Source organism: Vreelandella aquamarina (genome assembly GCF_044805175.1).
Classification (GTDB): domain Bacteria; phylum Pseudomonadota; class Gammaproteobacteria; order Pseudomonadales; family Halomonadaceae; genus Vreelandella; species Vreelandella aquamarina_B.
In genome coordinates this window covers 1126716-1152069 of sequence record NZ_CP085232.1, presented here as the reverse complement: position 1 = coordinate 1152069, position 25354 = coordinate 1126716, and the positions used below count along the sequence as shown (strand labels likewise).

The 25354-nt window shown below is 56.7% G+C and carries 26 protein-coding genes; 10 read left to right on the top strand and 16 right to left on the bottom strand.

Features of this window, described 5'->3' with window-relative positions:
- Nucleotides 1–60: 60 nt before the first annotated feature.
- From LG300_RS05395 to LG300_RS05365, 7 genes are all read right to left on the bottom strand, one after another.
- A complete protein-coding gene (locus LG300_RS05395) occupies nucleotides 61–924 on the bottom strand; it encodes a DUF2797 domain-containing protein (RefSeq protein WP_404377372.1) in 864 nt (287 codons plus the stop codon).
- Nucleotides 908–1192 carry a YeaC family protein gene (locus tag LG300_RS05390; RefSeq protein ID WP_404377370.1) on the bottom strand — a complete coding sequence of 95 codons (285 nt, stop codon included), beginning with the start codon at nucleotides 1190–1192 and terminating at the stop codon, nucleotides 908–910. The genes LG300_RS05395 and LG300_RS05390 overlap by 17 nt, the downstream gene beginning before the upstream one ends.
- Nucleotides 1193–1263: 71 nt before the next feature.
- Nucleotides 1264–2115, bottom strand: a complete 852-nt coding sequence (locus LG300_RS05385) for a rhomboid family intramembrane serine protease (RefSeq protein WP_404377369.1) — start codon at nucleotides 2113–2115, stop codon at nucleotides 1264–1266.
- 199 nt (nucleotides 2116–2314) lie between these two features.
- Nucleotides 2315–3301 carry a metallophosphoesterase gene (locus LG300_RS05380; protein WP_404377367.1) on the bottom strand — a complete coding sequence of 329 codons (987 nt, stop codon included), beginning with the start codon at nucleotides 3299–3301 and terminating at the stop codon, nucleotides 2315–2317.
- Between the two features lies 1 nt (nucleotide 3302).
- A complete protein-coding gene (locus tag LG300_RS05375) occupies nucleotides 3303–4235 on the bottom strand; it encodes an NAD(+) kinase (protein ID WP_404377366.1) in 933 nt (310 codons plus the stop codon).
- Nucleotides 4236–4347: 112 nt separating this feature from the next.
- Complete coding sequence (locus LG300_RS05370; protein WP_404377365.1) at nucleotides 4348–5217, bottom strand: carboxylate/amino acid/amine transporter; 870 nt, start codon at nucleotides 5215–5217, stop codon at nucleotides 4348–4350.
- 86 nt (nucleotides 5218–5303) lie between these two features.
- Nucleotides 5304–5837, bottom strand: a complete 534-nt coding sequence (locus LG300_RS05365) for a YqaE/Pmp3 family membrane protein (RefSeq protein WP_404377364.1) — start codon at nucleotides 5835–5837, stop codon at nucleotides 5304–5306.
- A 155-nt stretch (nucleotides 5838–5992) separates the two neighbouring features.
- Here LG300_RS05365 and LG300_RS05360 point away from each other — a divergent pair, with 155 nt between their 5' ends.
- The 6 genes from LG300_RS05360 (at nucleotide 5993) to LG300_RS05335 (ending at nucleotide 14066) form a co-directional block, all read left to right on the top strand.
- Nucleotides 5993–6400, top strand: a complete 408-nt coding sequence (locus LG300_RS05360) for a CBS domain-containing protein (protein WP_404377363.1) — start codon at nucleotides 5993–5995, stop codon at nucleotides 6398–6400.
- Nucleotides 6401–6668: 268 nt separating this feature from the next.
- Entirely contained in the window at nucleotides 6669–7028 is a 360-nt protein-coding gene (locus LG300_RS05355; protein WP_404377362.1) for a hypothetical protein, read from the top strand.
- Nucleotides 7029–7055: 27 nt separating this feature from the next.
- Nucleotides 7056–7919 carry a helix-turn-helix domain-containing protein gene (locus LG300_RS05350; protein ID WP_404377361.1) on the top strand — a complete coding sequence of 288 codons (864 nt, stop codon included), beginning with the start codon at nucleotides 7056–7058 and terminating at the stop codon, nucleotides 7917–7919.
- Nucleotides 7920–8191: 272 nt separating this feature from the next.
- The gene (gene putA / locus LG300_RS05345) at nucleotides 8192–11383 is read left to right on the top strand and encodes a bifunctional proline dehydrogenase/L-glutamate gamma-semialdehyde dehydrogenase PutA (RefSeq protein WP_404377359.1); all 3192 of its coding nucleotides are present in this window, start codon (nucleotides 8192–8194) and stop codon (nucleotides 11381–11383) included.
- 302 nt (nucleotides 11384–11685) lie between these two features.
- Nucleotides 11686–13176, top strand: a complete 1491-nt coding sequence (putP, locus tag LG300_RS05340; RefSeq protein ID WP_404377358.1) for a sodium/proline symporter PutP — start codon at nucleotides 11686–11688, stop codon at nucleotides 13174–13176.
- A 263-nt stretch (nucleotides 13177–13439) separates the two neighbouring features.
- Nucleotides 13440–14066, top strand: coding sequence for an OmpW family protein (locus LG300_RS05335; protein WP_404377357.1), 627 nt, complete (start codon nucleotides 13440–13442; stop codon nucleotides 14064–14066).
- Nucleotides 14067–14178: 112 nt separating this feature from the next.
- On the opposite strand, the gene LG300_RS05330 is transcribed toward LG300_RS05335, so the two are convergent.
- Complete coding sequence (locus LG300_RS05330; protein WP_404377356.1) at nucleotides 14179–14511, bottom strand: YqcC family protein; 333 nt, start codon at nucleotides 14509–14511, stop codon at nucleotides 14179–14181.
- A gap of 285 nt (nucleotides 14512–14796) precedes the next feature.
- On the opposite strand from LG300_RS05330, the gene LG300_RS05325 reads away from it, so the two are divergent.
- The 4 genes from LG300_RS05325 to LG300_RS05310 all read left to right on the top strand — a co-directional run bounded on the left by LG300_RS05325 (nucleotide 14797) and on the right by LG300_RS05310 (nucleotide 17836).
- Complete coding sequence (locus tag LG300_RS05325; protein ID WP_404377355.1) at nucleotides 14797–15840, top strand: DUF3549 family protein; 1044 nt, start codon at nucleotides 14797–14799, stop codon at nucleotides 15838–15840.
- 72 nt (nucleotides 15841–15912) lie between these two features.
- Nucleotides 15913–16353, top strand: coding sequence for an ATP-dependent zinc protease (locus tag LG300_RS05320; protein WP_404377354.1), 441 nt, complete (start codon nucleotides 15913–15915; stop codon nucleotides 16351–16353).
- A 40-nt stretch (nucleotides 16354–16393) separates the two neighbouring features.
- Nucleotides 16394–17302 carry a 30S ribosomal protein S6--L-glutamate ligase gene (gene rimK, locus LG300_RS05315; RefSeq protein WP_044629759.1) on the top strand — a complete coding sequence of 303 codons (909 nt, stop codon included), beginning with the start codon at nucleotides 16394–16396 and terminating at the stop codon, nucleotides 17300–17302.
- An 87-nt stretch (nucleotides 17303–17389) separates the two neighbouring features.
- Nucleotides 17390–17836 carry a hypothetical protein gene (locus LG300_RS05310; RefSeq protein ID WP_404377353.1) on the top strand — a complete coding sequence of 149 codons (447 nt, stop codon included), beginning with the start codon at nucleotides 17390–17392 and terminating at the stop codon, nucleotides 17834–17836.
- 32 nt (nucleotides 17837–17868) lie between these two features.
- Here the strand turns inward: LG300_RS05310 and LG300_RS05305 are convergent, their stop codons facing one another.
- The 8 genes from LG300_RS05305 to LG300_RS05270 all read right to left on the bottom strand — a co-directional run bounded on the left by LG300_RS05305 (nucleotide 17869) and on the right by LG300_RS05270 (nucleotide 25319).
- Nucleotides 17869–18690 (bottom strand): vancomycin high temperature exclusion protein, encoded by an 822-nt coding sequence (locus LG300_RS05305; protein ID WP_404377352.1) that lies wholly within the window; start codon nucleotides 18688–18690, stop codon nucleotides 17869–17871.
- Nucleotides 18691–18708: 18 nt separating this feature from the next.
- Entirely contained in the window at nucleotides 18709–19278 is a 570-nt protein-coding gene (sufT, locus tag LG300_RS05300) for a putative Fe-S cluster assembly protein SufT (protein WP_404377351.1), read from the bottom strand.
- 8 nt (nucleotides 19279–19286) lie between these two features.
- Nucleotides 19287–20552 (bottom strand): aminotransferase class V-fold PLP-dependent enzyme, encoded by a 1266-nt coding sequence (locus LG300_RS05295; protein WP_404377350.1) that lies wholly within the window; start codon nucleotides 20550–20552, stop codon nucleotides 19287–19289.
- Between the two features lie 14 nt (nucleotides 20553–20566).
- Nucleotides 20567–21907 carry a Fe-S cluster assembly protein SufD gene (gene sufD, locus LG300_RS05290; RefSeq protein WP_404377348.1) on the bottom strand — a complete coding sequence of 447 codons (1341 nt, stop codon included), beginning with the start codon at nucleotides 21905–21907 and terminating at the stop codon, nucleotides 20567–20569.
- On the bottom strand, nucleotides 21904–22653 hold the full coding sequence (sufC, locus tag LG300_RS05285) for a Fe-S cluster assembly ATPase SufC (RefSeq protein ID WP_139528441.1): 750 nt from the start codon (nucleotides 22651–22653) through the stop codon (nucleotides 21904–21906). The genes sufD and sufC overlap by 4 nt, the downstream gene beginning before the upstream one ends.
- A gap of 71 nt (nucleotides 22654–22724) precedes the next feature.
- Nucleotides 22725–24167, bottom strand: a complete 1443-nt coding sequence (gene sufB, locus LG300_RS05280) for a Fe-S cluster assembly protein SufB (protein ID WP_404377347.1) — start codon at nucleotides 24165–24167, stop codon at nucleotides 22725–22727.
- A 68-nt stretch (nucleotides 24168–24235) separates the two neighbouring features.
- A complete protein-coding gene (locus tag LG300_RS05275) occupies nucleotides 24236–24700 on the bottom strand; it encodes an SUF system Fe-S cluster assembly regulator (protein WP_404377346.1) in 465 nt (154 codons plus the stop codon).
- 277 nt (nucleotides 24701–24977) lie between these two features.
- A complete protein-coding gene (locus tag LG300_RS05270; protein ID WP_404377345.1) occupies nucleotides 24978–25319 on the bottom strand; it encodes a zinc ribbon domain-containing protein YjdM in 342 nt (113 codons plus the stop codon).
- Nucleotides 25320–25354: the final 35 nt, after the last annotated feature.

The window sequence follows — 25354 nt, the reverse complement described above, 5'->3', positions numbered from 1 at the left end:
TTAGTCAACGGGTGCCACTCTGGCTAGGCGAGCTACCGGGGTTAGGCAAATTGCCGAGGTTTAATCTACCGAAATTTCGTAACCCGTGAATTTACGTAGATTAATCACCCCTGTATCGAACATGAGGTACTGCCCTTTAATGCCCTGCAGAGTGCCTTCGACCAGCGGCTGCTTATCAAAGTTATGCGACACCACTTTGCGGGGAAATGCAGCCACCGGATAATCGAACTGCTGGGGCGCCTCGTCCAGCGTGCGAATGGCATCCTCGCCATGAACGCTGCGTAGCTGGCTCAAGCCGTCTGCCAGCGTGCTCAACAAGCGGTCTCGCTCAGCGCGCAGGTCCAGTGGTGCTACTTCACCTTTTAGCATGGCGCGCCAGTTGGTGCGGTCGGCCACCTGCTCTTTGAACAGCATCTCTACAAATCCAGACTGCTGGCGGGTATTCACTTCCAGAATCGGCAGGGCCTGAATAGCGCCTTGATCCAGCCAACGGGTGGGCATTTGGGTTTTGCGGGTAATGCCTACCTTCAAACCAGAAGAGTTGGCGAGATACACGATGTGGGGCTGAAAGCAGTGGGCCTCGCCCCACTCCGGCTCGCGGCAGGTGCCCTGGTGGTAGTGACAGGTTTCCGGTTTCATAATGCAGGTATCGCACTGCGCCAACCGCTTAAAGCAGGGGTAGCAGTAGCCCTGGGCAAAACTCTTTTTGGTCGCTCTGCCGCAGTGGGTGCAGGCGATGGCACCGCTCCATGCAAGGCGCATTGGTGAACCGATACGCTCGTTCAGGGCCACCCGATGCTCACCGGCGCGCAGGTGGTAAACCACTTGTTCGCCTTGGCGGCCGGGCAGCGCCGCCGCCATTTTTTGCAAGCATCCTTTAACCGGAGACACCTCTGGAATTAACAGATCAGCCACGCGTGGCATCCCGGGCAAGGCCCGCCATTTCTGGGCTAACGCCTGCGCCCGTTGCCCCTGCCCCACAGGTACGCCGCTCTAGGTAACCTACGCGGCTCTCTTCCGGCACGTTATTTTCAACTTCATAACGCATGACGGCTTCCAAACACAGTTCGGTCTGCTCCGGCGTTAAGCGGCGGCCATCGGGCCATTTGCGTAGCGAGACCGCCTGTTTCAGACTTTCATAAATCGCAGGCGTCATCTGGTTGATCATTTTATCGAAGGTCATATCGCTCATGGTCAGCACCTCTCATAGTGACTGCTTTCATAGTGACTGCTTTCATAGTGACTGCTTTTGCATTGGCGGCGTTAGGCGTTGCGGCGTTTAGCGGAATAATACCAGCCCGTGGCTAGCCCCACGAGCAGCCCGCCCAGGTGGGCTTCATTGGCCACGTTGCCAAAGCCAACGGTGCCAGCAATATCGGTCATGGTGAACACCATCCAGCCGAGCATAAAGACCACCAGCATTTGTGGCACAAAGAAGCCGCTTTGCGGGGCGCGGCGGGACATTAGCCACACATGGGCGAGCAGCGCGTAAACCACGCCGGACATGCCGCCGAACAGTACCGTTCCGGTAACATACTGAGCGACGTTGGCGCCAATGCCCGCCACTAAAAGCAGGAGCAGCATCATTTTACTGCCTTGGCGCAGCTCGATTTGCCGCCCGAAGTACCACACCCACATCAGGTTGAAGATCAGATGCATCCAGCCAAAATGCAGAAATGCGGGAGACAGCAGCCGCCATACCTGCCCGCCCATCACGGTATCCGCCAGCGAGCCATACACCAGCTGCCCACCGGCGACCCCCACCGGCACAATGGTCAAGGCCACAATCAATAGGTCGCCAAAAACACCCGTCAAGGCAAAAATAAGCAGGCTCAAGCCAATCATCAGGCCGGTCACCGGCACTTGGCGTAGCGTGGCAGCAAGGCTGTGGGCCGCAGGCGGGCGTTTGGGCCGGGTAGCTTCAAGAATCAGCGGTTCGCCTCGCTCCCAGCGGCTAACCAGGGTACGTAACTCTTCATGTTGGCGGGGGTCGGCCACCCAGAGCAGCTGGCCGTCCGCTTCGTCGGTGATCCGGTGGCCAATATGGTAGTGCCATAACGCTTTACGCAGTGCCTGTGTATCTGCGCCCGTGGGTAAGAGCATGACTGGATGCATGGCATCTCCCTTCTATCCAAGTGGTAGCGCGCTTATGCGCCGTTTTGCCAGCGGATAAACAAAAAAATCCGGCGGAGGGGGCCGCCGGATAAAAGCAAGGGATCATTCAAGGGAACACCTACTCTGATAACCGGCAACGGGGTTAGTTCAGCAGTTTTGCAAAAATTATGTAACCATATGTAAATCATCCGCAGCGCGCTTAATCAAAATCGATTTCCCACGGCTTGGGCAGCGCACGCTCCTCTTTAGGTACTTGAATCCACACGAAATGATCCGCGTTAAGCTGGGTTTCACCACTCCAGCGATAAGCTACCAAGCGGCCGAACTTGACGGCGCTGTAGTCCAAACAGGCGATATTGGGCGCAGGCAGTGCAGGAATGCCTTCACACCAGTAGTGGCCTATAAAGAGGGGCGGCTGTTCCGGGCCGTAGTAGCTTAGCCGCTGCCGCTCGTTGGTGGAGAGCGCCCGCGCCTCTAAATCATCAGGCAGGTTGTCGGGTTGAAAGACAACATCGCCCCACTGCTGGGGGTTGGCTGCCCAGAAGTGGGCGCGAAAACTTTGCCGGGTAAAACCGTCCCCCGAATGAATCGCTACCCCTTTGGGTAACGGTATATGGGGGCCACGGGTTAAACGATCAAGGATGCGATACGCCTGGGAGCTGGGCTCAGTGGACTCTACCAAAAACTGGTCATCCATGCGGGCGGTCGGTAAGCGCTGTTTGAGCTCGTCGATCAGCGCGTCATCCCAGCAGGCGTGTACCACGCGAATGCCGTCCAGCTCTAGAAACAGCGGAATGGTTTTAAACCAGGCCAGCGTGTCTTCCCACTCGTTGGTATGGTGGCGGTATTGGTCTAGGGTATCTTGAATAATCCGGTTATGGCGCGGGGTATGCTCGCGCAGCCAGCGCTTGTTGCTGCCAGGGGGCGCAGGATGGGTATAGGCCAACGCATTATACTCGTGGTTACCCATCACTATGTACGCTTCGCCCGCTTCTACCATGCGCCGTGCAATGGTCACCGCTAGGCGAATGCGTGGCCCGCGGTCAATCAGGTCACCTAAGAAAACCACTTTGCGCCGTGGGTGACGATAAACACCGCCCCGCTGGTGATAACCAAGCTTTTCCAGCAGTGCCGCTAGCGTGGCACCGCAGCCGTGAATATCACCAATTAAATCGTAACCCTCCATATCAATCCCCTAGCCGGTGGCTCCAGCCGAGTTTACTACGCAGTACGTCGTAGAAGTTGTGCCCAATGGGGTGCACCAGCTGAACGCGCTCGGGCTTACGGGTAATCACCAGTACGTCGTCCGGCTTGGCCACCGCGCGGGTTTGCCCATCGCAGCTAATATGGGGGTAGGATTGGTTGGTTTCACCAATATGAATGCGTATTTCGCTGCCCGCATCAATCACAATGGGTCGGCTGGAGAGCGTGTGCGGAAACATCGGCACCAGGGTAACTACATCCAGCTTCGGGTGCATAATCGGCCCGCCGCCGGAGAGTGCGTAGGCGGTAGAACCTGTCGGGGTAGCCACAATCAGCCCATCGCTGCGCTGGCTGTAAACAAATTGCCCGTCAATAAACAGCTCGAACTCAATCATGCGCACCGCTTTGCCGGGATGCACCACGACCTCATTGAGCGCATCGCCATTTCCTACGGCGACTCCGTTGCGGTAGAGCACGGCATCCAGCAAGAAGCGCTCTTCAATCTCGAACTCACCCGCCAGCACTTCACCCACCCGGGTCTCTAGCTCGTCGGGGGAAATATCGGTTAAGAAGCCCAGCCGCCCGCGATTGACGCCTAGAATCAGCGTACCGCTGCGGCATAGGGTGCGCGCAGCACCTAACAGGCTGCCATCGCCGCCTACCACAATCACTAAATCGCACAGCTCGCCTAGCATACGGCGGCTGGCTTCAGGCTGGCCATGCTCAGGCAGCACGGTAGCTGTTCGGTCTTCAATCAGGACTTTATAGTCGTGCCCAACGAGATAGTTGACCAACCGCTGGAGGGAATCGACGACTTTGTCACTGCCTAAACGGCCAATTAAGCCAATCGTTTTGAAGGGCTTCACGGGGTTACTTAGGCTGCCGGAGGCTGAACCTGACGATGGGGTGTTAGACATGGGCCACTCTCGCTAGCATCAGCCCACATTATGGAGAGGAAGGCGGTGTCGGGCAAATCACCCGACGCAGCGGCGGCAAGCCTGCCACGCCGGGCAAAATCAGCGGGTTAACTTAGGCAACCGCTACCTTGCGGCGCTGTAACCACCAGTGGTTGAGCCACAGCGAAGCGCCCATGATAGCCGCCCCCAGCAGCAGCTTGCCCAAATCGGCATCGCGGTTCCAGATCACGAGGTTCACTACTAAGCCTGCCGGTACCAACGCGTTGTTCATAATCGCCAGAGTGCCAGCGTCTACCTTGGTCGCCCCTTGGTTCCAGGCGAAGTAGCCCACGCCCGACGCCACTAACCCCAGCCACGCCAACACGCCCCACTGCAGAGATGTGGACGGCAGCGCACTACTGTTGCCGAACAGCAAGAAGGCAGGCAGTGCCACCAGCATAGCCCCGATAAAGAACCAGCCAAACACGCTGTGCCATGCCAGGGTGGGCGGTAGGTCTGCCGCTAGGCGGCGGTAGCCGACCTGGCCAATGGCAAAGCACAAGTTAGCGCCCTGCACCACTAAAAAGCCGAGCCAGAAGCCGCTATCAATACCGTCGTAACGGATCACCCCGGCACCTAGCACCGCCAAAATGGCTGTTACCAAGTAAATCGGCGTGAAGCGTTTGAACATCAGATCGTCCAGCAGCGCGATATATACCGGCGTAAAGATGGTGAATAACAGCACTTCAGGCACGGAGAGCAGTAGGAAAGAGTGGTAGAAGAAGGCGTACATCACCCCTAGCTGGATCGCCCCCAACGCCATCAGTGCCAAGCGCTGCTTACCGCGCAGCAGGCTTGGGCGCAAAAAAGGCAGAAATACCAGCATCGCTAAGGACACCCGTACCAGCACGGCAAAGTAGCTGTCCACCTGCCCTGCTAGGTACACCCCAATTAAAGAGAACGAAAACGCCCAAAGCGCCGTTACGCCAACCAAATAGCCCATCGGTAAACCTCAACACAGAAGATAGTTGACGGGGATTATACGCCATTCGCGCCCCCTGCCAATGGGCCAAAAGCGTAAGGTAGCTTTTAGCGTTTATTCAGCCAAACGAGCGCGTAAATAACCCCTGGCAACCAGCCTAGCAGCGTGAGCACGGCACTGATTAGCACGCGCAAGGCTCCTCCTTCCGTTAAGCCAACCGCCAGGGGCGGAAAGAGCACGGCCAGGGCACGGTAAGCCCACTGCAGGCTAGCAGGCTCTGCCACGGGAGCTGCTGCGGGAGCAGGCACGACCTTTGGTGCCTGTGCCTCAGGTACGGCAGGCTTCGCGGGAGGGGTAAAGTGGCCAACGGCTTCCCGCGCTTTTGCGGCCTGCTCCTTTTCGTGGGCAAGCGCTTTACGGTGTGCTTCTTTATCTATTTTTTGCTCCAGGGTTTCCGCGCCCTCTGCTAGGTCGTCGTGGTAGCGCTCCCAATCTTCCCAGTCGTAGGGTGTCCCCGACTTGGGCCGGTGGCTACCTGCGCCACGGGCACGCTCCCAGGCTTTCTCTTCTAGGGTGTTGGGCTTGTCTGGATCTCGATCTAGGCCAACGCCTTTACGGTTCAGATATTCACGAGCATCCATAACGACTCCTCACCGCGTTTGAAGCGGGCTTGAAAAATTGGCAAAGCGTTGAATAGTGACAGTATGGGGGCAGCGCAGGGTGAGTTAAATCACCTACAGTAAGAGAATCGGCCATGGCCTGTCGATGACGTTAACGACGTTAAAGGAGTGCCCCAATGAACAAGAACATTCCAGATACCGTGCGCGATATCATGTCCCGCGACTGCTACCGTGTGACGGGAGAGACATCGATCACAACGTTAGCCCAGGGGCTGGCCCTACACCGCTTGCCGGGTGCTCCCGTGGTGGATATGGCAGATCGTTTGATCGGCTTTATCTCTGAGCAGGATGTCTTGGGCCGCGTACTGGATAGCATCTATCACGACGATGAAGCGCCCCTGGTGCGCGAACTCATGCGCCAGGACGTACTTAGCACAACCCCTAACAAGAGCATTACCGACTTGGCACAAGAGATGTTAGGGGCAAAGCCTAAAATCTATCCGGTAGTGGAACAGCACCGCTTGGTGGGCATTGTGACACGGCGTGATATCCTGATGGCACTACTGACCATTCGCCGCCACTAGCCATGGCGTTTACACCACTCATTAGCTCGCAGACAAAAAAACCGCTGCTTGAAAAAGCAGCGGAAGCAAGGGATCGAAAACAATAGCCAGAACAACACTATTAGCGACTGCCATCGCGGTGCTGCCTGTACACTCTCAGACACTCTGCAGAGAAAAAGTTCGCAAAAGGTTAAAATTTTCGTCTCAGCGGGCGCGGGCGTATACTAGCCAACTACCCTTTGATTGGCGCACAAGCTGGCGATCATCCTGACATGGCTGGGAGCTATACATGGCACTTTATTTACTGGTATTTGGCGTTTGTTTGCTGGTAATGGGTGCTGTGCTCTTGGTATTGATGAATGCAGGGACACCGCGCTACCGCACAGAGCCCAAGGATCTGATTGCGCTGTTTGATAAAGCGTTGGAGAGCCAAGTGAGCGAAACAGAGTGGAACGCCCTGATTGGCTACCCCATTCGCCACGATGAGTATTTAGACAGCGTTCGCCGCCGCGCCTCTCACCTGATGGATACCCACGGTCGGCGTTGGCAGATTGCTCAAGGCAAGCCGCTACTTAACCAGGAGGGCTACGCAGAGCTAAAAGCACTGCGTGACCATTTAGCGGCACACACAGCGCTTCGTGAGCGCTAGTAGAGCAACAGCGCCGAGGAGAACCGTATGCCGAGCACCATTCGTCAAATCCCACTGGAAACCGCAACCAAGCATCACTCCCACGATTTTCATCAAATCGTGATTACGCTATGCGGCTCTTCAGAGTTTGAAATTGAGGGGCTGGGTGGCCGGGTGAATGCGTTTTCTGGCTGCATCGTGCCAGCCAACCACGAGCACTACTACTCGGGCAATGGCCATAACCGACAGCTGATTCTGGATTTGCCAGAAGATGCGCCAGCACTCACCGGTGAACACCGGGAATTGGTCGCGCTATTTGATGCGCCGCGCTTTTTTGCCTTAGACAGCCCGCTACGCCACTACCTCACCTTTGTGGAAAGCGAGCTGGCCCGAGGATTAGACAACTCAGCCACCTCGTTCCAGCAAGATCGCCTGGCAGCCACGCTATTAGGCTCGCTAAAAGCTCGTCTAGGCACTGCAGGTAGCGCTGCCCAGCGGCGTATTGATCTTAACCAAATTGACCGGTTTATCCGCCGTCACTTGGCCGATGAGCTACGGGTGGCCGACTTGGCTAAACTGGCCTGCCTGAGTGAGGCGCACTTTTCTGAACGTTTTCGCGCCCAAACCGGTCTTTCCCCCTGGCAGTATGTACGCAGGCAACGGCTTCACGCGGCGCGCCAGCTGGTCATGCAAAGCCGTTTGCCGCTTACCGATATCGCCATCCAAACCGGTTTTGCTAACCAGAGCGCGCTGTCCCATGCTTTTCGCCGCAGTTACGGTGCCTCGCCGCGTCAGTTACGCCAAGGCTTTTCCAGCTCCTCTTTAGAGGCCAACGGCCGTTCAACGGCTCATTCAACGGCGTTATCACCCTCAGCCTCCCCCGCAGGGGCCGGTGTGCTCTCGTCTCGCTGATAGTATGTTGGTGGATATAGCAGTTGGGTATAGCAAAAAAGTGGCGATGTTTGCCGCTAGCGAGCCGCACCCAACTCTACTAAAGTCGTAAATAGGCGCAGCTTGCCGTGAAATTGACACGTTTTGCCATGAAAACGACATACACCTAACGTCAGCGCGCTCTACATTCGAACGTCAGCCTGGGCACCTGCCCTGCCACCACTTTTTAAACGTTAGCTGACATAGCTATTCGTTCACGCTGTTCGTTTCAGACCTGTCTTACGGGGGCCTCAATGCTCAATGCTAAAAAAATGCGTGACCCTGCCACCTGGCAAACCGACCTTGACACGCTAATGCAGCGTATCAGCGAACACTACATTGTCGATGAAGATGCCTACGTTAGCGAACTGATCAAACTGCTGAATGCCGACCAGGACGATTTCGCGCGCATTGAGGCCAACACGGCAGCGCTGGTGCGCGACGTACGCAACATGGATACCGCCGTTGATACCATCGACGAGCTGCTGCAGCAGTACAGCCTGGATACCCATGAGGGCCTGATGCTGATGTGTTTGGCAGAGGCGATGCTGCGTATCCCGGACAAAGCCACCGCAGACGCGCTGATCGAAGACAAACTGGGGCCGGCGGATTGGCAGTCCCACGTGGGCAAAAGCGAGTCGTGGATGGTCAACGCCTCGACCTGGGGCCTGTTGATGACCGGCCGCGTGCTGAAGCTGGACCACCCCAAAGAGGGCCAGCCCGCCCACTTTATTAACCGTATGGTTAATCGCATGGGTGAGCCGGTGATTCGCCGGGCGATGACTGAAGCGATGAAAATCATGGGCAAGCAGTTCGTGCTTGGCCGTGATATTAACGAAGCGCTAAAACGCTCTAAGCCGCTATTCAATAAAGGCTATACCTACTCCTACGACATGCTGGGTGAGGCCGCGCGCACTCGCGCCGATGCCAAGCGCTACTTCGACGACTACGCCCGCGCCATCGAGCAGGTAGGTAAAGCGTGCCAGACCCTGGGCGACAAAACCCCGGCACCGTCGGTCTCCATCAAGCTCTCCGCCCTGCACCCCCGCTACGAGTTTGGCCGCCGCGAGCAGGTGCTGACCGAGCTGGTGGATACCGTCATTCAGCTGGTCACCAAAGCGCGCGAGCTGGATGTGGCGGTGACCATTGACGCTGAAGAAGTCGACCGCCTAGAGCTTTCCCTGGAAGTCTTCCGCGCGATTTATCAGAGCGATGCGGTGAAAGGCTGGGGCCACTTTGGCCTAGTGGTTCAGGCATACTCCAAGCGCGCACTGCCGGTACTGCACTACATCAACCGTTTGGCCGATGAGCAGGGCGATGAAATTCCGCTGCGCTTGGTGAAAGGTGCGTATTGGGACAGCGAAATCAAAGAGTCCCAGCAGCTTGGTATCGATGGTTATCCGGTGTATACCCGCAAGGCGTGTACCGATGTGGCCTACCTGGCCTGCGCGCAGTTCCTGCTATCGGACGACACCCGTGGCCGGATTTTCCCCCAGTTCGCGACGCATAACGCTCACACCGTGACCACTATTCTGGAGCTGGCGCATCACGATAGCCGCCCGTTTGAATTCCAGCGCCTGCACGGTATGGGCGAAGCCCTTTACGATGCAGCCCTTGAGCGCGCGCCTAAAGGCACCTATTGCCGCATTTACGCGCCGGTCGGTGCCCATAAAGACCTGCTGCCCTACCTGGTACGCCGCCTATTGGAGAACGGTGCCAACTCGTCGTTCGTTCACCAAATTGTTGACCCAGACGTGCCGGTGGAGTCGCTGTGCCAGCACCCTATCGAAACACTGCGCCAGCAAAAAACCTTCTACAACAAGCGCATCCCGCTGCCGAAAGATATCTACGGGCCGAAGCGTCGCAACTCCCGTGGGGTCAACTTAAACATCCGTAGCCACTACTACCCGCTGATGGAGAAAATGGCCACGTTTATGGATAAGCAGTACCCCACCAAGCCGCTGCTGGCATTTGATGTAGCCGACGACAGCGCCAACACCCATAGCGTCACTTCGCCTTTCGACCGTCGCCAAACCGTCGGCAGCGTGCAGTGGACCAGCAAAGAGCAGGCGGCTAAAGCCCTTGATGCCGCCTGGGAAGCCTTCCCCCGCTGGGACGCCACCCCGGTTGCCGAACGCGCAGCGATTCTGCGCCGGTTAGGCGACCTAATGGAAGAGCACATGGCGGAGCTGATGACACTCTGCTCCCGTGAAGGCGGTAAGCTGCTGACCGATGGTGTAGACGAAATCAAAGAAGCGGTCGATTTCTGCCGCTACTACGCCATGCGTGCCGAGGAGTCGTTTGGCGAGCCCATCGAACTGCCTGGCCCCACCGGTGAATCCAACCGGTTGATGATGGGTGGTAAAGGCGTGTTTGCCGCCATCAGCCCCTGGAATTTCCCGGTTGCTATCTTCTGCGGGCAAATCGTCGCTGCCGCCGTGGCAGGCAACACCGTGCTGGCGAAGCCCGCTGAGCAAACCTCGATTGTCGCTCACCGCGTCATCGAGCTGCTGTACGAAGCCGGCATGCCCCGCGATGTGGTACAGCTTTTGCCGGGTGACGGCCCCACCGTGGGCAGCGTATTGACCTCTGACCCGCGCATTACCGGTGTAGTTTTCACCGGCGGCACCGACACAGCACAGATTATCAACCGCGCGTTGGCTGCTCGTGAAAATGCACCGCTGCCCACGCTGATCGCTGAAACCGGCGGCATGAACGCGATGATCGTGGACTCCACTGCCCTGCCTGAGCAGGTCGTGGTGGATGTGATTCAGTCTGCCTTCCAGAGTGCTGGCCAGCGCTGCTCGGCGCTGCGGGTGCTGTACCTACAGGAAGATGTTGCCGACCGTGTTATCGAGATTCTCAAGGGCGCAATGAGCGAATTGCGCATTGGCGACCCCCGCGACCTGGGTACTGATGTAGGCCCCGTCATCGATGAGGATGCTCGTAAAGGCTTGATGGAGCATATCGAGAAACTCAAGGGTGAGAACCGCTTAGTCGCTGAAACGCCGATGGAAGATGAGCATACCCAGCACGGCACCTTTGTACCGCCGGTAGCCTTTACGATTGATAGTATTGACGCCCTCACCCGCGAGCAGTTTGGCCCGGTGCTGCACATTGTGCGCTATAAAGCCCGCGAGCTAGACAAGGTGATTAACGATATTAACGGCCGGGGTTATGGCCTGACGTTTGGGGTACATAGCCGCAACGAATCCTTTGCCGCTGAAATAGCGCAGAAAATTCGGGTAGGCAATGTGTATATCAACCGTAATATCATCGGTGCTGTTGTTGGCGTTCAGCCGTTCGGCGGCCAAGGGCTTTCAGGCACCGGCCCCAAAGCGGGCGGGCCGCACTATTTGCAGCGCTTTGTGACCGAAAAAACGATTACTAACAACACCGCCGCCCTGGGTGGCAACGCGTCGCTTCTGGCGCTAGGCGATGAGTAAATGGCTCATCAACATTACTAACCTGAACTCCTGAAAAGGAACCGTCTCATGGTTGACAATAATAGAGCGATAGCCCTCACCTTCGCGGCCCCTCCAGGCCGCGTGTTGGGGAGCATAGGGAACATTGCACATAAATGTAGCCATCACCTCTCTAACGCCGCCCCTAGCAGTGACTCGCTAGTGTCAGCGACTTGAAAGAGAAAAGGGGTTAACAACAACAAGACTGCGCAATGGCCGACGTTATTCGGTCGGCGCAGGCACCTGTCGGAGCTAGCTCCGTCCTGATGAATTGGAGATATTTTATGGATATTGGCGTTTGGATCAGCCTTTTTGCCTACTTTGCACTTATGATTGCCATCGGCGTTTACGCTATGCGCAAATCAACCTCTACGTCTGAGGATTACATGCTGGGTGGCCGTACCCTCAGCCCGAAAGTGGCGGCCCTTTCGGCTGGCGCGTCGGACATGAGCGGTTGGTTGCTGTTAGGTTTGCCTGGGGCGATGTTCGTATCGGGCTTGGGTTCAGCCTGGATCGGGATTGGCCTATTTGTGGGCGCTCTCTTTAACTGGATTCTGGTCGCACCGCGCCTTCGTGAGCAGACAGTTCACTATGGCAACGCGATCACTATCCCAGCCTTCCTAGCTAACCGCTTCCCCACTCGGGCGCTGTCGCTGAGAACGGTATCTGCTATCGTCATCGTGATTTTCTTCGCTGTTTACACCGCATCAGGCTTGGTAGCAGGCGGCAAGCTGTTTGAAAGCGCCTTTGCCGGTGTTATCAATATCGGCGGCATGAGCGACTACTCGGTGGGTGTGGTGATCACGCTGGGCGTGGTACTAGCCTACACCGTAGTTGGCGGCTTTTTGGCCGTGAGCATGACGGACTTTGTTCAAGGCTGCATCATGATGCTGGCTCTGGTCATCATGCCAGCTGTGGTACTGTTTGGTGAAGGTGGTGGTGGCTTCACACAAGCCTCACAGACCCTTAATGAAGTCGATCCCACGCTGCTATCGTGGACCGAAGGGTTAACGTTCATTGGCTGGCTTTCTGCGGTTACCTGGGGCCTGGGCTATTTCGGTCAGCCACACATCATCGTGCGCTTTATGGCTATCCGAACGCTGAAAGATGTTCCGATTGCCCGCAACATCGGCATGAGCTGGATGGCCATTTCCCTCATCGGTGCGGTTTCTCTCGGTATCTTTGGTCGCGCCTATGCGATCCGTAACGGAATGGATGTGCAAGACCCGGAAACGATCTTTATCATCCTTGCTGAGCTGCTGTTCCACCCGCTGATCACCGGCTTCCTCTATGCAGCCCTGCTTGCTGCCGTCATGAGTACTATTTCTAGCCAGCTGCTGGTGTCTTCGTCATCACTAACCGAGGACTTCTATCGCCTGTTCCTGCGTAAAGAAGCCACTGACAAAGAGTGTGTTGCCGTTGGCCGTTTCAGCGTTGTACTGGTGGGCCTGATCGCAGCTGTTATTGCCTCTGACCCGAACTCGCAGGTACTGGGCCTGGTAAGTAACGCTTGGGCAGGCTTTGGTGCCGCCTTCGGCCCGCTGATTATCCTGTCGCTGATGTGGTCGCGCACAAACGGTGCAGGTGCTATCGCCGGTATGGTGGTGGGTGCTGCCACGGTCATGATCTGGATTGCGCTGGGCTGGAACGGCTCTTTCATGGGCGGTCCTGGCGTTTACGAGATCATTCCTGGCTTTATCGCCTCCTTCATTGCCATCCTGGTAGTCAGCAACATGACCGCCGATGCTGGCGAGTATCAGCATATCGAGCGCTAAACGAGCGTAACGTCGCTTAATTAGCCTAAGGCTTAACGGGTTGAAGCTAACCCGTTAAGCCTTCTCTTTTTTAGCCTCTTCTGTTTAGCCCCTTCTGTTTTTAGCCCCCTTCTGCTATTCATTTTGATAAGCCTCAGCGTGTCAGCTTACTGCTCTTTGCCCTAGGTCAATAACGCTCTCTCTTTGACTCGATATAGTGATTGCATGGTTTGCAACCACTTAACCCCCCCACCAGAATCACGTTATCGGTCAGGAGCGACGCTATGCGCTATCTATCTCTGCCTACCCTACTAGCTACCGGGCTTGCCGCTGCCACTTTGGCAGTTAGCAGCCAAGCCGTTGCCTACGGCGCTGGCGACTTTTTCACCCGCGTTGGCGTCGCCAAGGTTGCACCGAAAAGCGACAACGGCTCGCTAGCAGGCGGTGCCTTCGCGGTCGACGTACAGGATAAAACTGACTTCGCTTTTACCCTGGGCTACCGTTTCCACGACAAAATGGGCGTTGAGCTGCTAGCCGCTCTGCCCTTCGAGCACGACATTGAATTAAATGATCAAAATCTGGCGTCAACAAAGCACCTGCCGCCTACCCTAACGCTGCAGTACTACCCGCTGGGTGGCACCGACTCTCGGGTACAGCCCTACGTGGGCGCGGGCATTAACTACACGCGTTTCTCCGATGAGAGCCTAGCCATTGGGGAGCTTGAGCTAGACGATTCCTGGGGCGCTGCTGCCCAAGTGGGTATTGATCTGCTGATTGATGAAAACTGGGCACTCAACGCTGCTGCTTGGTATTTAGATATCGACACTGATGCCTCCATTGATGGCACAGCTGCCGGTACCGTCGAGATTGACCCGATGGTGGTCATGGCAGGTTTAAGCTACCGCTTCTAGCCTCTAGCTTCGCCAATATGTACAACAATGCCCAGGGCTTACGCTCTGGGCATTGCTATTCTAAGTACTAATAACTTTGACACTACTATGTGGCTTGCCTTGCAGCGATTAGTTAATTCTCCGTGACGATCTGGTCAACGCGTTCGACCGCCTTAACCACCAGCAGTTGATCGCTGGCGCGGGCTTTCTCCTGCATTAGGTAGGCCGCAACGGCGGGCGCGACGTCACATTTGGCAGGCATAGCCGCTTTGGCATCGATCAACGCCTTCAAGCGGGCGATAAACACATAGCGCACCCACTGGGGCAGCGACATGGTATCGATACAAAAGGGCTGCTGGCTGGCAAACGCCGCCGCATCCGGTGTGGGGGTTCGCCAAAGGTTGGCGGCCTTCATGGCGGCTTCAAGCTCAAGAAGCGCGGTTTGAAGCTGTTGATGGACGCTCATAAACACCTTGTTGGTTGGTTATGGTTAGCGTTCATTATCCCAACTCTGTGAGTAAGTTGCCACTCACAGGCCAGTTTGATTAGTTTATTCACAGATTCACAGAAAACCTGCAAGAGACTGTGGATAAACTATGGAAAGGTGTCGCTACCGCTACTCTCATGCGGGTTACGCAAAGTTGTTCAATTTTTAACCACTTAGCCGATAAAGCGCGGATTAATCAACGGTTGCGGCTGACAGTGGCAGAACAGCAAGGTAGAGTGCAGGCTTGAAATGCGGAAGGATGTCATGCAGCCAATTAACACCCTTGATGAGTTTTTTACGCGTAGCGGCGCAGAAGTATCGCTTTACCACATGGGACGCCGGGTAACGGCGTGCCCCAGGGAAACGTTACGCGCCTTTGAAAACGCCGAGCAGGCTTGGCCAGAGCCGTGGCAGGGCCAAGCACGCCTAGGCATCGTCTTTCGCCTTGGGGCGATGGAGGAGCCTGCCATCTGGTTTTTAGCGCTGCCGCTGGATGAGCAGGGCATGCTCTCGCCAGCTCAGCGCGATGGTTTTATTAACCGCCTGCTGGAAACCCTGGGTCGCAACGCCGCTGCTTCCGATGCGGATGCACTTAATCCGCAAGAAACAGCGGACGTAGACCATCTAATGAAGGATAATCCGCTGGCCTTTACGCCCGATATTACCTTTCAGGCCATGCTCAATGCCCGGGCCACCCATGCCAGGGGGCTACCGGCGAGCCAGCATCTAGAGCCTGTAGAGGCGTATCTCAGCGGCCAGCAAGCTATCGACTGGCAAGCATTGGGGCTACAGGGTATCGCTGATTATGTGGTGCGCCTAGACACGCCAACTGCCGATGCGTTAGCGCTGCGTATTCCCCACCTGCCGGTGAGCGTTATTCACTCGCTCTGCTATTGCCTTGAACACCAGCCGCTTCCTGAAGCGCTGGTGGAGGCGTTGTGGGCACGCGGCGAACAAGCTGCTAGCAGCGGCGATTTAGAGACGCTCTGCGCTTGCGTACGCGGCGTGGGCAGCTCGTTATCCACCTCCGCCGGCCACTGGTATACCAGTTTGCTGAACGACAGCGCAGCCTGCGGCCCTGACCTTATTGCGGCCATCGCCGGTCGTGGCTGGCCGCTACTGGAAGATGCCGAGCGCTTACCGCTTTTCCTGCAGCGCCTGGCTGAAGATGAGCGTAGCCACTTTGCCGCCGTTGTGCGGGATATAGCGTTGATCCCTCGGCTGCGCCTGCCTGTTATGCTGACCCTGCGCGATGCACCGGAAGGCTCTGCTATCCAGGCTCGTTTAGCCGCCATGGCGCCGCGCTAACAAGGTTAGCACCACCCGTTTTGGAGCCGTCATCAACATGTCTTGTTTCTCTGATATTGTCAGGAGTGCGCTGTGAAGGAATTACCCTATCAGGCCAAAGCGGTCATCGGCCGCCGTGAAATGGTGACGTTACCTGAGCTAGGGCTTCACCTTTGCTGCAAAGCCGACACCGGTGCGCGCACATCATCACTGCATGCCGAAGAGATCGAAACCCATGAGGATGCGGATGGGCAGCTGTGGGTAAGTTTTATTACTCATAGCGGTGGCCCTGAAACACCCGCCCACCGCTACCGGCTGCATCTGCATGATCGTCGCCGTGTGACTAGCTCAAATGGCCACAGTGAGTGGCGCTACGTGATTCGCACCCTAATGCAACTGGGCGAACTGAATTTCCCGGTTGAACTCACCCTGACTGACCGTAGCAATATGCGCCACCCTATGCTCCTAGGCAGGCGCGCCATGCGCCGCTTACTGGTAGCCCCCGGGGCTGCATTTTTACACGGCGAGCCTTAAACTATATTTAGACGCTTACACTTTTGGCCCGGAGCCTTGAATGCACATTGCCCTGCTTTCCCGTAACCGTAACCTCTACTCAACGCGCCGACTGGTGGAAGCCGCCGAGCAGCGCGGCCATACGGCCCGGGTGGTAGATACCTTGCGTTGCTACATGAGCATCGCTTCGCACCACCCATCAATCCACTATAAAGGCGCAGAGATTGAGCCTTTCGATGCGGTGATTCCGCGTATCGGCGCGTCGGTGACCTTCTATGGCTGCGCGGTACTGCGCCAGTTTGAGATGATGGGCACCTACGTGATCAACGACTCGGTCGCGATTACCCGCTCCCGGGACAAGCTGCGCTCGCTGCAGTTACTATCGCGCAAAGGACTCGGCCTGCCGATTACCGGCTTTGCTCACTCCCCGGATGATATTCCAGACCTGATCACCATGGTGAAAGGCGCACCGCTGGTCATCAAGCTTCTGGAAGGTACCCAGGGTATCGGCGTGGTATTGGCAGAAACCAACCAAGCCGCCGAGTCGGTTATCCAAGCCTTTATGGGCATGAAAGCCAACATTATGGTGCAGGAGTACATCAAGGAAGCCCGCGGCGCCGATATCCGCTGTTTCGTGATTGGCGATAAAGTCGTGGCCTCCATGAAACGTCAGGCTGCTGATGGCGAATTCCGCTCGAACCTTCACCGTGGCGGCACCGCCAGCGTGATCCGAATTACCCCGGAAGAGCGCTCAACGGCTATCCGTGCAGCCAAAGCCATGGGGTTACGGGTAGCTGGGGTCGACTTGCTGCGCTCTAACCACGGCCCGGTGATTATGGAGGTCAACTCTTCACCCGGTTTGCAGGGCATTGAGAGCGCTACGGGTAAGGATATTGCCGGTATGATCATTGAGCATATTGAAAAGAACGCCGTGCCTGCACGCAAAGCGCCGCCCAAGCCTAAAGGCTAACGTACAAAGGCAAAATAATCCGCATTAGGGGTGGCAAATCAACGCTGCCACCCCCACAATTTGCGTCACCGAAGGAGGTAGACGCTCATGTTTCTCGACAATCGCCAAGTGGCGATGGACAGCGTGCTGGAAGCGCTGGCCGATAGCATTGATTATTTCCAGGACAATATCGAACGCCTGCGCCCTTCCCTGCGCGACGCTTTAAAGCCGCACTATACTGAGCGACTCAAACAGATGCGTAAGCTGCAAGAGCTTGCCCGCACGCATTTAAAAATGCTGCCCCGGGACGCTGACGTTGAGCGTGACGACTTTTTATGGCTGTGGAGCCGGTTAAAGAGTTTCGTTGGCAACGATAGTCAGGTGTTGATCAATGAACTGTTGGAACAAGAGCGCGTACTGATGCAGGCCCTCTCAACCCTGTTCACCCACCCACTGCCCGACCCTATCGAGCCGGTAGTGGATGAGTGCATGAAAGGGTGCCGCAAGTTGATCCGCGAACTGTATGGCCTGCAAAAGCGTAAGGCTCGGCGCTAGCTACTCGTTTGCGCTACCGTTAAAGCGTCTATTTAACGTTCAAGCGACTTCTCAGGCTGCGTGTCAGCCTGCTGCGTCTGCAAGAAGAGTAAGGCAGCGTCACTATCCACACTCTCCACGGTCGAATCTACGGTCGTGGCCGACACTCCCTCGCTGCGCGACCCTTCACTCTCATCGCCCTCTTCTTGGCGATGGAGTTCGATGGGTTCGGCGGGGCCAAGAAAATATGGTTCCCTTCGCCATAGGTAAAGGTCTCCTAGCGTGGCAATTCGCGCGACCCATTCACGCATTTTTAACCGCCATACATCTGCGGCTGGCTGCTCTTCGGCAATGCAGCCCGTAACATCCATCCCCAGGGCTCGCCCGATAAAAATCGCCCGTGGCAAGTGCCAGCTTTGGGTAACCAGCAGTGCCTCTTCAAGCTGAAAAACATCCCGCGCCCGCACCATAGTGTCGTAGGTGCTAAAGCCTGCGAAATCCATCGTAAGCTGTTCAGCAGGCACGCCCCGACGATACAAGTCGCGCCACATGGCACGCGGCTCGTTATAGGCCTGGGTGCGGTTATCACCCGAAAGCAACAAATGCTGCACACGCTGGTCAGCGATGAGGCGCGCGGAAGTGCGCATACGAGCATGGAAATGTGGGTTGCGTAGGCCACCGCGGGTCCAGTGGGAAGTACCGAAGACAATCGCCACGTCGGTAACGCGACACTGCTCAAAAGGGCCGTTGATATAGCGCGCTGTGCTTGCAAGCACCCAAAAATTACCGGCTATAAACAGCAATGTCGCCAGCAGCAACAAGGCTCCTAGCGACATTAGAAAACGCTTCATCCAACGTAATAGCAGGCTGTACATCCAGCTCCCCAGCAGGGGTTAGAACATGCCGAGCTCTAGCTTGGCTTCGTCGCTCATCATGTCACGGCTCCAGGGCGGGCTAAAGACAATTTCAGTATGCACCTTGTTGATTTGCGGTGCGCCCAAAATTTTATTGCGCGCATCGGCCGCAATCACATCGCCCATGCCACAGCCTGGCGCGGTCAGCGTCATGCGGATAGTGACCATACGCTCGCCGCTAATCAAGCGCTCGATACGACAGCCGTAAACCAGCCCTAAATCAACGATATTGACCGGGATTTCCGGGTCAAAGCAGGTGCGCAGCTGATCCCAGACAAACTGCTCGATCTCTTCATCACTGGCGCTCTCGGGGAGCGTTGGACGCGGCAAGGGTGCCAGCCCCAGCGCGTCCAGGTTACTCCCTTCGATCAAGTACAGCCGCCCTTCAAACCCGACACTTACCGAGCTACCTTTGGCTTGCATCACGCTTACCACGCTATCCTCCGCCAAGGTTTCCGTTTTACCGAACGGAATGGCGATGGCGTCTACATCGCGCTGTAGCGGGAGTTGTTGGCCTCGTTCGAGGCTGGCCACTTGCTCGATATCCATAGCTATCCTTAACGTACCATCCCAATCACACGGTTGAGCGCCGCCACGAAAGTATCCACCTCATCGAGGGTATTATACGCGGCGAACGATGCGCGGCAGGTCGCCTCGACACCAAAATGGTGAAGCAGCGGCTGGGCGCAGTGGTGCCCTGTACGAATGGCAACGCCAAGCTGGTCAATCAGCAAGCCGATATCCTGGGCGTGTGCGCCATCCACCACAAAGGAGAGTACACCGGCTTTATGGGGAGCCGTACCCAGGATACGCAGCCCGTCAATCTGGCTGACGGCCTGGGTCGCATGATGGAGCAGTACCGCTTCCCAAGCACCAATCGCTTCAACGCCGACCCCTTCTATCCACTCAAGTGCGCGGCCAAGCGCAATCACTTCTGCAATAGCCGGCGTACCCGCTTCGAACTTATGCGGAATAGCAGCAAAGGTGGTGCCTGCATCGAAGGAGACGGTCTTGATCATCTCGCCACCACCCTGCCAGGGCGGCATGGCTTCTAACAGCGCCTGCTTGCCGTATAGCACGCCCACGCCGGTTGGGCCGTATACTTTATGGCCTGAAAATGCATAGAAGTCGGCATCAATCGCTTGAACATCAACCTGCTGGTGCGGCGTCGCCTGGGCACCATCGACTAATATCAGCGCGCCATGCTGGTGGGCCAGCTCCGCCATCTCTTTGACCGGATTCACCGTACCCAGCGCGTTAGAGACGTGGTTGACGGCTACCAGCTTAGTGCGTTCGCTTAGCAGCTCACGATAAGCGGCCATATCGAGGGCGCCATGCGCATCCACCGGAATTACTTTGATGGCCACATCACGCTCGGCCGCCAGCAGTTGCCAAGGCACGATGTTGGAGTGGTGCTCCAGCATCGAAATCAGCACCTCATCGCCTGCTTTTAGCTCGCTGCGCCCCCAGCTTTGGGCCACGAGATTGATCGCCTCAGTGGTGCCCCGCGTGAAGATGATTTGGCGGGCATCTTCGGCATTGAGAAACGCTTTGACACGATGACGCGTGGCCTCAAAGGCGGCCGTCGCTTCATCTGCCAGCGTATGCAGCCCCCGATGAATGTTGGCGTTATAGCGCGCGTAGTAATCGCTAAATACGTCAATGACCTGCTGCGGCGTTTGGCTGGTCGCCGCGTTGTCGAGGTATACTAGCGGCTTACCGTGGACCTGCCGATTTAAAATCGGGAAGTCGCCGCGCAGCGCTTCAACATCATAAGCCGCGACGCTACGCTCGGTGGGCTTCTCAATCACGCTATGGGGCATCGATGACTCCTTGATTAGTCGTTGAGCGCAACCGCCGCTTCTACCAGCCCGGCTAGGTTAAACCGCTCAGGCAGCTTGCCGGCAACCGCCAATTCGACGCGCTCGGCAATGGCATCCAGCGCCACTTGCTCAAGCACTTCACCGGCGAAGGCCAGCGTCAACAGACCGCGGGCCGTTGCTTCGTCGATGCCGCGCGTACGCAGGGCGTAAACGGCTTCTTCGTCCAACTGCCCGGTGGTGGTGCCGTGGGAGCACTTGACGTCGTCGGCATAGATTTCCAGCTCCGGCTTCGCATTGATCTGGGCACGATCCGAGAGCAGCAGGTTCTGGTTGCTCTGGTAGCCTTCGATCTTTTGGCTGTCGCGCTTCACGTAGACCTTGCCGTTGAATACGCCGTGGGCGCGATCATCCAGAATGCCTTTGTAGTTCTCGTTGGAGAACGTCAGCGGCGCATTGTGGTTCACCTTGGTGTGGTTATCCACGTGCTGGCGACCCTGGCCAAAGAACAGGCCGTAGAAATTCGCTTCGGCGCCCTGGCCATTCAGATCACTGATCAGGTCGTTGCGCACCAGGGCTCCGCCCAGATTCAGGTTGTACGAGGTGTAGCGGCTGTCGCGGTTCTGCTCGACGTGGATGCTCGCCACGTGCAGGTCGCCAAGCGGCGCTTCCTGAAGCTTGTAGTGGTTCAGAATGGCGCCACGGTCCAGCATTAACTCTGCCACCACGTTGGTGAAGTTGGCGGCGTCCGCCTCACCCACGTAATGCTCGATCAGGGTCGCTTCGCTACGTCCGGCAGCTTCCACCAGAATGCGCGGATGGCTCATCACCGGCGTGCCCGCACGGGAAAGGAATTGCAGCAGGATGGGCTTTTCGACCACCGTGCCCGGCGCAATGCGCACCACCGCTCCCTCTTCCATAAAGGCAGTGTTTAGCGCAGCAAAGGGGGAGAAATCAACGCCGGTCAAACGGCCCAGCGGGCCGCCCACGGCTTCATGGTTCTCCGCCAGCGCTTTGGAGAGCGGCATGACCTGGACGCTGCCTGGTAGCGCGTCGAGATCTGACAGCGCTGCCGAGAACACACCATCCACGAACGTTAGCCGGTAGGCATCCAACGGAAGTGTGATGGCAGCTGCCTGGGCCTGGGAGAATTCTGCGTTATCGGCCAAGGCAAAGTTGCCCTGAGCAATGGTACGCACGTCGGTGTATTTCCACTCTTCATCGCGACGGGTCGGGAACCCCATCGCTTCAAAGCGGGCTGCCCCCGCCTGGCGGCGCGCGGCAATCCAGGTGGGCTCTTCGCCGCGCTGTTGGCTACGCGCGGCTAGCGTGTCCAAAAACGTTTGCGTATCGCTCATGCCACGGACTCCTCAATGCCTTCGTAACCGTTGGCCTCAAGCTCTTTGGCAAGCTCGGCATCGCCGGTTTTCACAATGCGACCATCAACCAATACGTGGACTTTGTCCGGCACGATGTAGTCCAGCAGGCGCTGGTAGTGGGTAACCAGCAGAATGGCGCGCTCTTCAGCACGCAGGCTGTTCACACCGTCGGCAACGACTTTCATGGCGTCGATATCGAGACCGGAGTCGATTTCATCAAGCATGGCCAGCTTCGGCTGAAGCACCAGCATCTGGAGAATTTCGTTACGCTTTTTCTCACCGCCGGAGAAGCCTTCGTTCACCGCGCGCTGCAGGAAGCTGGCGTCCATTTTCATAAAGCCGAGCTTCTCTTTCACCAGCTTCATAAACTCCGGCGCCGGCATTTCGCCTTCTCCGCGAGCGGCACGCTGGGCGTTAAGCGCAGACTTCAGCAGGTAGATGTTCTTCACCCCCGGGATTTCCACCGGGTACTGGAAGCCAAGCAGCAGGCCCGCCTGCGCACGCTCTTCGATTTCCATCTCGAGTACGTCCTGGCCTTCAAAGGTGATGCTGCCCTGGGTCACTTCGTAACCATCTTTACCGGCAATAACCGCCGACAAAGTGGATTTACCCGCGCCGTTGGGGCCCATGATGGCGTGAACTTCACCGGCGTTGATGGTGAGCGTCAGGCCTTTCAGAATCTCTTTGCCTTCGACGGTGACGTGTAAATCGTTAACTTGCAACATAGTGATCGCCTTTTAAATGCTTGCGGGTCGCGAGCGCGACGCCCTAAAAATAAAGTTGGGTGCCAGAGAGGTTAGCCCACCGCGCCTTCCAGAGTGACATTGAGCAGCGCTTCCGCTTCTACCGCGAACTCCATCGGCAGCTCTTGGAAAACGTCTTTACAGAAGCCGTTTACGATCATGCTGACCGCGTCCTCCTCCGAGATACCACGGCTCTGGCAGTAGAAGAGCTGGTCTTCACCGATTTTAGAGGTCGTTGCTTCGTGCTCGATGGTCGCGGTGCTGTTACCGATCTCCTGATACGGGAAGGTGTGCGCCCCGCACTTATCGCCAATCAGCAGTGAGTCGCACTGGGTAAAGTTACGCGCACCCTTGGCACGGGGGCCGATCTTCACGAGTCCACGATAGGACTGGTCACTCTGACCGGCCGAAATACCCTTGGCCACAATATAAGAGCGCGTGCCCTCACCAATGTGGATCATCTTGGTGCCGGTATCCGCCTGCTGGCGACCGTTGGTAACGGCGACGGAGTAGAACTCACCGATGCTGTCTTTACCGCGCAGTACGCAGGAGGGGTACTTCCAGGTGATCGCAGAGCCGGTTTCTACCTGTGTCCAGCTAATGCGAGAACGCTCGCCACGGCAGTCGCCGCGCTTGGTCACGAAGTTGTAGATGCCGCCCTTACCCTCTTCATCACCGGGGTACCAGTTCTGAACAGTGGAGTATTTGATGTAGGCATCATCCAGCGCCACCAGCTCAACCACCGCCGCGTGCAGCTGATTTTCATCGCGCATGGGAGCCGTACAGCCTTCCAGGTAAGAGACCTGGGCGCGGTCTTCGCAGATAATCAGCGTGCGCTCGAACTGGCCAGTGTTAGCCGCATTAATACGGAAATAGGTGGACAGCTCCATTGGGCACTTCACGCCCTCCGGCACAAACACGAACGAGCCATCGGTAAATACGGCGGAGTTCAGTGCGGCGAAGTAGTTATCGGCGACGGGTACCACGGTGCCTAGGTACTGTTTGATCAGGTCGGGATAGTCATGGATCGCTTCGGAAATCGAGCAGAAAATCACACCTGCTTCCGCCAGCTCTTTTTTGAAGGTGGTGGCGACAGAAACAGAGTCGAATACCGCATCAACCGCAACCCCCGCCAAGGCAGCACGCTCATGCAGCGGAATACCCAGCTTTTCGTAGGTTTCCAGCAGCTTGGGGTCGACTTCATCCAGGCTTTGGGGACGATCTTCCGGGCGCTTGGGCGCACTGAAGTAGGAAATCGCTTGGTAGTCGATGGGCGGATAGTTTAAGTGTGCCCAGGACGGCTCTTCCATCTGCAACCACTGACGGTAAGCGTCCAGACGCCACTCCAGCATCCACTCCGGTTCGCCTTTCTTTTTAGAGATAAAGGCAATGGTGTTTTCATCCAGGCCAGGTGGCAGTGTGTCGCTTTCAATATCGGTTACAAAGCCATCTTTGTACTCGCGACGAACCAACTGTTCCATTTCTTCGCTTGCCATGGTGATACCCTCCGGGCAGTTGGGTGGCGAGGTTAGCTCGCCGTGAATAGGGTTACATTGCCTAGCGGTTAAGCTGATGCCGCCGATAGGCTGATACTTTGAATCGGTAACTGTACGGGTAGCTTGATAGGCGTCGTATCCGCTAAGTGGGCGAGCGTGACGCTCTCAAGCAGCGTGCGAATGGCCAACGATACCCGCTGCCAGTTATCCGCTACGCCGCAGGTGGCCACCAGCTCGCACTCACCTTCCGCTTGGCTGCACTCGGTCATCGCTACCGGCCCTTCTATGGCGCTAATAATGTCGGCAGCGGTGATCTGAGAAGCTGGCCGCGCTAGGCGATAACCACCCTGTGCACCGCGCTGCGACTCCAAAAGCCCCGCCTTCACCAGCATTTTCAGCGTTTTACTCACCGTGGGGTGGGGCAATTGAACCGCCTCCGCTAAGTCAGCCGCCGCATGCGACGCCTGGGGATGGCGGGCAATTTGCGCCATCACCACAGCGGCATAATCTGTCAGCCGAGAAAGCTTGAGCATAGTCACTCCGTTTACCATCGCATTGGGCTGAGCCGTTGGGCCTACCCGTTAATTGGGTACCATTTTAGTCCTGTATAAATTTGATGTGAAGCCCTTCCGCAAAATCCTTATCAAATAGCGCGATTTCTTAGCACGTTCGCCGCCGTTAACATCAAAAAAGCCAATCATTATCATTTAGGTTAACTATTAAACACGATAATAACTAGGTAAAAGAAAAGCCTGCATGCGAGCTGCAGGCTTTAACTTTAAAGAGGTGACGCCTTGGGTAGGCGAGGCGCTACGCTTTTTTAACGAAGATGGACTTCAGCTTCATCGGGCCAATGCCATCGACTTTGCAGTCGATATCGTGATCGCCGTCCACTAAGCGGATATTTTTCACTTTGGTGCCCACCTTGACAACCGAGGAGCTGCCTTTGACCTTGAGGTCTTTGATCACGGTGACGGTGTCACCATCGGCCAGCATGTTGCCGTTTGCATCGCGAATACCTGATTCCGACGTCGCATCGCTGGTATCTACCTCCTTGGACCACTCGTTTCCACATTCAGGGCAGACGTATTGAAGGCCATCGTCGTAAGTAAACTCAGAGGTACAGGCAGGACAATTAGGCAGGTCGCTCATCAAAGGCTCCATCGCAGCAGACTAATATACAGGGC

What these genes read in the sequence shown, in the direction of transcription:
- LG300_RS05365 (WP_404377364.1), bottom strand. Translation starts at nt 5,837, where the DNA reads ATGGATGCTCGTGAATATCTGAACCGTAAAGGCGTTGGCCTAGATCGA.
- LG300_RS05380 (WP_404377367.1), bottom strand. Translation starts at nt 3,301, where the DNA reads ATGGAGGGTTACGATTTAATTGGTGATATTCACGGCTGCGGTGCCACG.
- LG300_RS05375 (WP_404377366.1), bottom strand. Translation starts at nt 4,235, where the DNA reads ATGTCTAACACCCCATCGTCAGGTTCAGCCTCCGGCAGCCTAAGTAAC.
- LG300_RS05395 (WP_404377372.1), bottom strand. Translation starts at nt 924, where the DNA reads ATGCCACGCGTGGCTGATCTGTTAATTCCAGAGGTGTCTCCGGTTAAA.
- LG300_RS05335 (WP_404377357.1), top strand. Translation starts at nt 13,440, where the DNA reads ATGCGCTATCTATCTCTGCCTACCCTACTAGCTACCGGGCTTGCCGCT.
- LG300_RS05275 (WP_404377346.1), bottom strand. Translation starts at nt 24,700, where the DNA reads ATGCTCAAGCTTTCTCGGCTGACAGATTATGCCGCTGTGGTGATGGCG.
- LG300_RS05355 (WP_404377362.1), top strand. Translation starts at nt 6,669, where the DNA reads ATGGCACTTTATTTACTGGTATTTGGCGTTTGTTTGCTGGTAATGGGT.
- LG300_RS05325 (WP_404377355.1), top strand. Translation starts at nt 14,797, where the DNA reads ATGCAGCCAATTAACACCCTTGATGAGTTTTTTACGCGTAGCGGCGCA.
- sufB (WP_404377347.1), bottom strand. Translation starts at nt 24,167, where the DNA reads ATGGCAAGCGAAGAAATGGAACAGTTGGTTCGTCGCGAGTACAAAGAT.
- putP (WP_404377358.1), top strand. Translation starts at nt 11,686, where the DNA reads ATGGATATTGGCGTTTGGATCAGCCTTTTTGCCTACTTTGCACTTATG.
- LG300_RS05310 (WP_404377353.1), top strand. Translation starts at nt 17,390, where the DNA reads ATGTTTCTCGACAATCGCCAAGTGGCGATGGACAGCGTGCTGGAAGCG.
- LG300_RS05385 (WP_404377369.1), bottom strand. Translation starts at nt 2,115, where the DNA reads ATGCATCCAGTCATGCTCTTACCCACGGGCGCAGATACACAGGCACTG.
- rimK (WP_044629759.1), top strand. Translation starts at nt 16,394, where the DNA reads ATGCACATTGCCCTGCTTTCCCGTAACCGTAACCTCTACTCAACGCGC.
- sufC (WP_139528441.1), bottom strand. Translation starts at nt 22,653, where the DNA reads ATGTTGCAAGTTAACGATTTACACGTCACCGTCGAAGGCAAAGAGATT.
- sufD (WP_404377348.1), bottom strand. Translation starts at nt 21,907, where the DNA reads ATGAGCGATACGCAAACGTTTTTGGACACGCTAGCCGCGCGTAGCCAA.
- LG300_RS05305 (WP_404377352.1), bottom strand. Translation starts at nt 18,690, where the DNA reads ATGTACAGCCTGCTATTACGTTGGATGAAGCGTTTTCTAATGTCGCTA.
- LG300_RS05390 (WP_404377370.1), bottom strand. Translation starts at nt 1,192, where the DNA reads ATGAGCGATATGACCTTCGATAAAATGATCAACCAGATGACGCCTGCG.
- sufT (WP_404377351.1), bottom strand. Translation starts at nt 19,278, where the DNA reads ATGGATATCGAGCAAGTGGCCAGCCTCGAACGAGGCCAACAACTCCCG.
- putA (WP_404377359.1), top strand. Translation starts at nt 8,192, where the DNA reads ATGCTCAATGCTAAAAAAATGCGTGACCCTGCCACCTGGCAAACCGAC.
- LG300_RS05295 (WP_404377350.1), bottom strand. Translation starts at nt 20,552, where the DNA reads ATGCCCCATAGCGTGATTGAGAAGCCCACCGAGCGTAGCGTCGCGGCT.
- LG300_RS05360 (WP_404377363.1), top strand. Translation starts at nt 5,993, where the DNA reads ATGAACAAGAACATTCCAGATACCGTGCGCGATATCATGTCCCGCGAC.
- LG300_RS05370 (WP_404377365.1), bottom strand. Translation starts at nt 5,217, where the DNA reads ATGGGCTATTTGGTTGGCGTAACGGCGCTTTGGGCGTTTTCGTTCTCT.
- LG300_RS05350 (WP_404377361.1), top strand. Translation starts at nt 7,056, where the DNA reads ATGCCGAGCACCATTCGTCAAATCCCACTGGAAACCGCAACCAAGCAT.
- LG300_RS05270 (WP_404377345.1), bottom strand. Translation starts at nt 25,319, where the DNA reads ATGAGCGACCTGCCTAATTGTCCTGCCTGTACCTCTGAGTTTACTTAC.
- LG300_RS05330 (WP_404377356.1), bottom strand. Translation starts at nt 14,511, where the DNA reads ATGAGCGTCCATCAACAGCTTCAAACCGCGCTTCTTGAGCTTGAAGCC.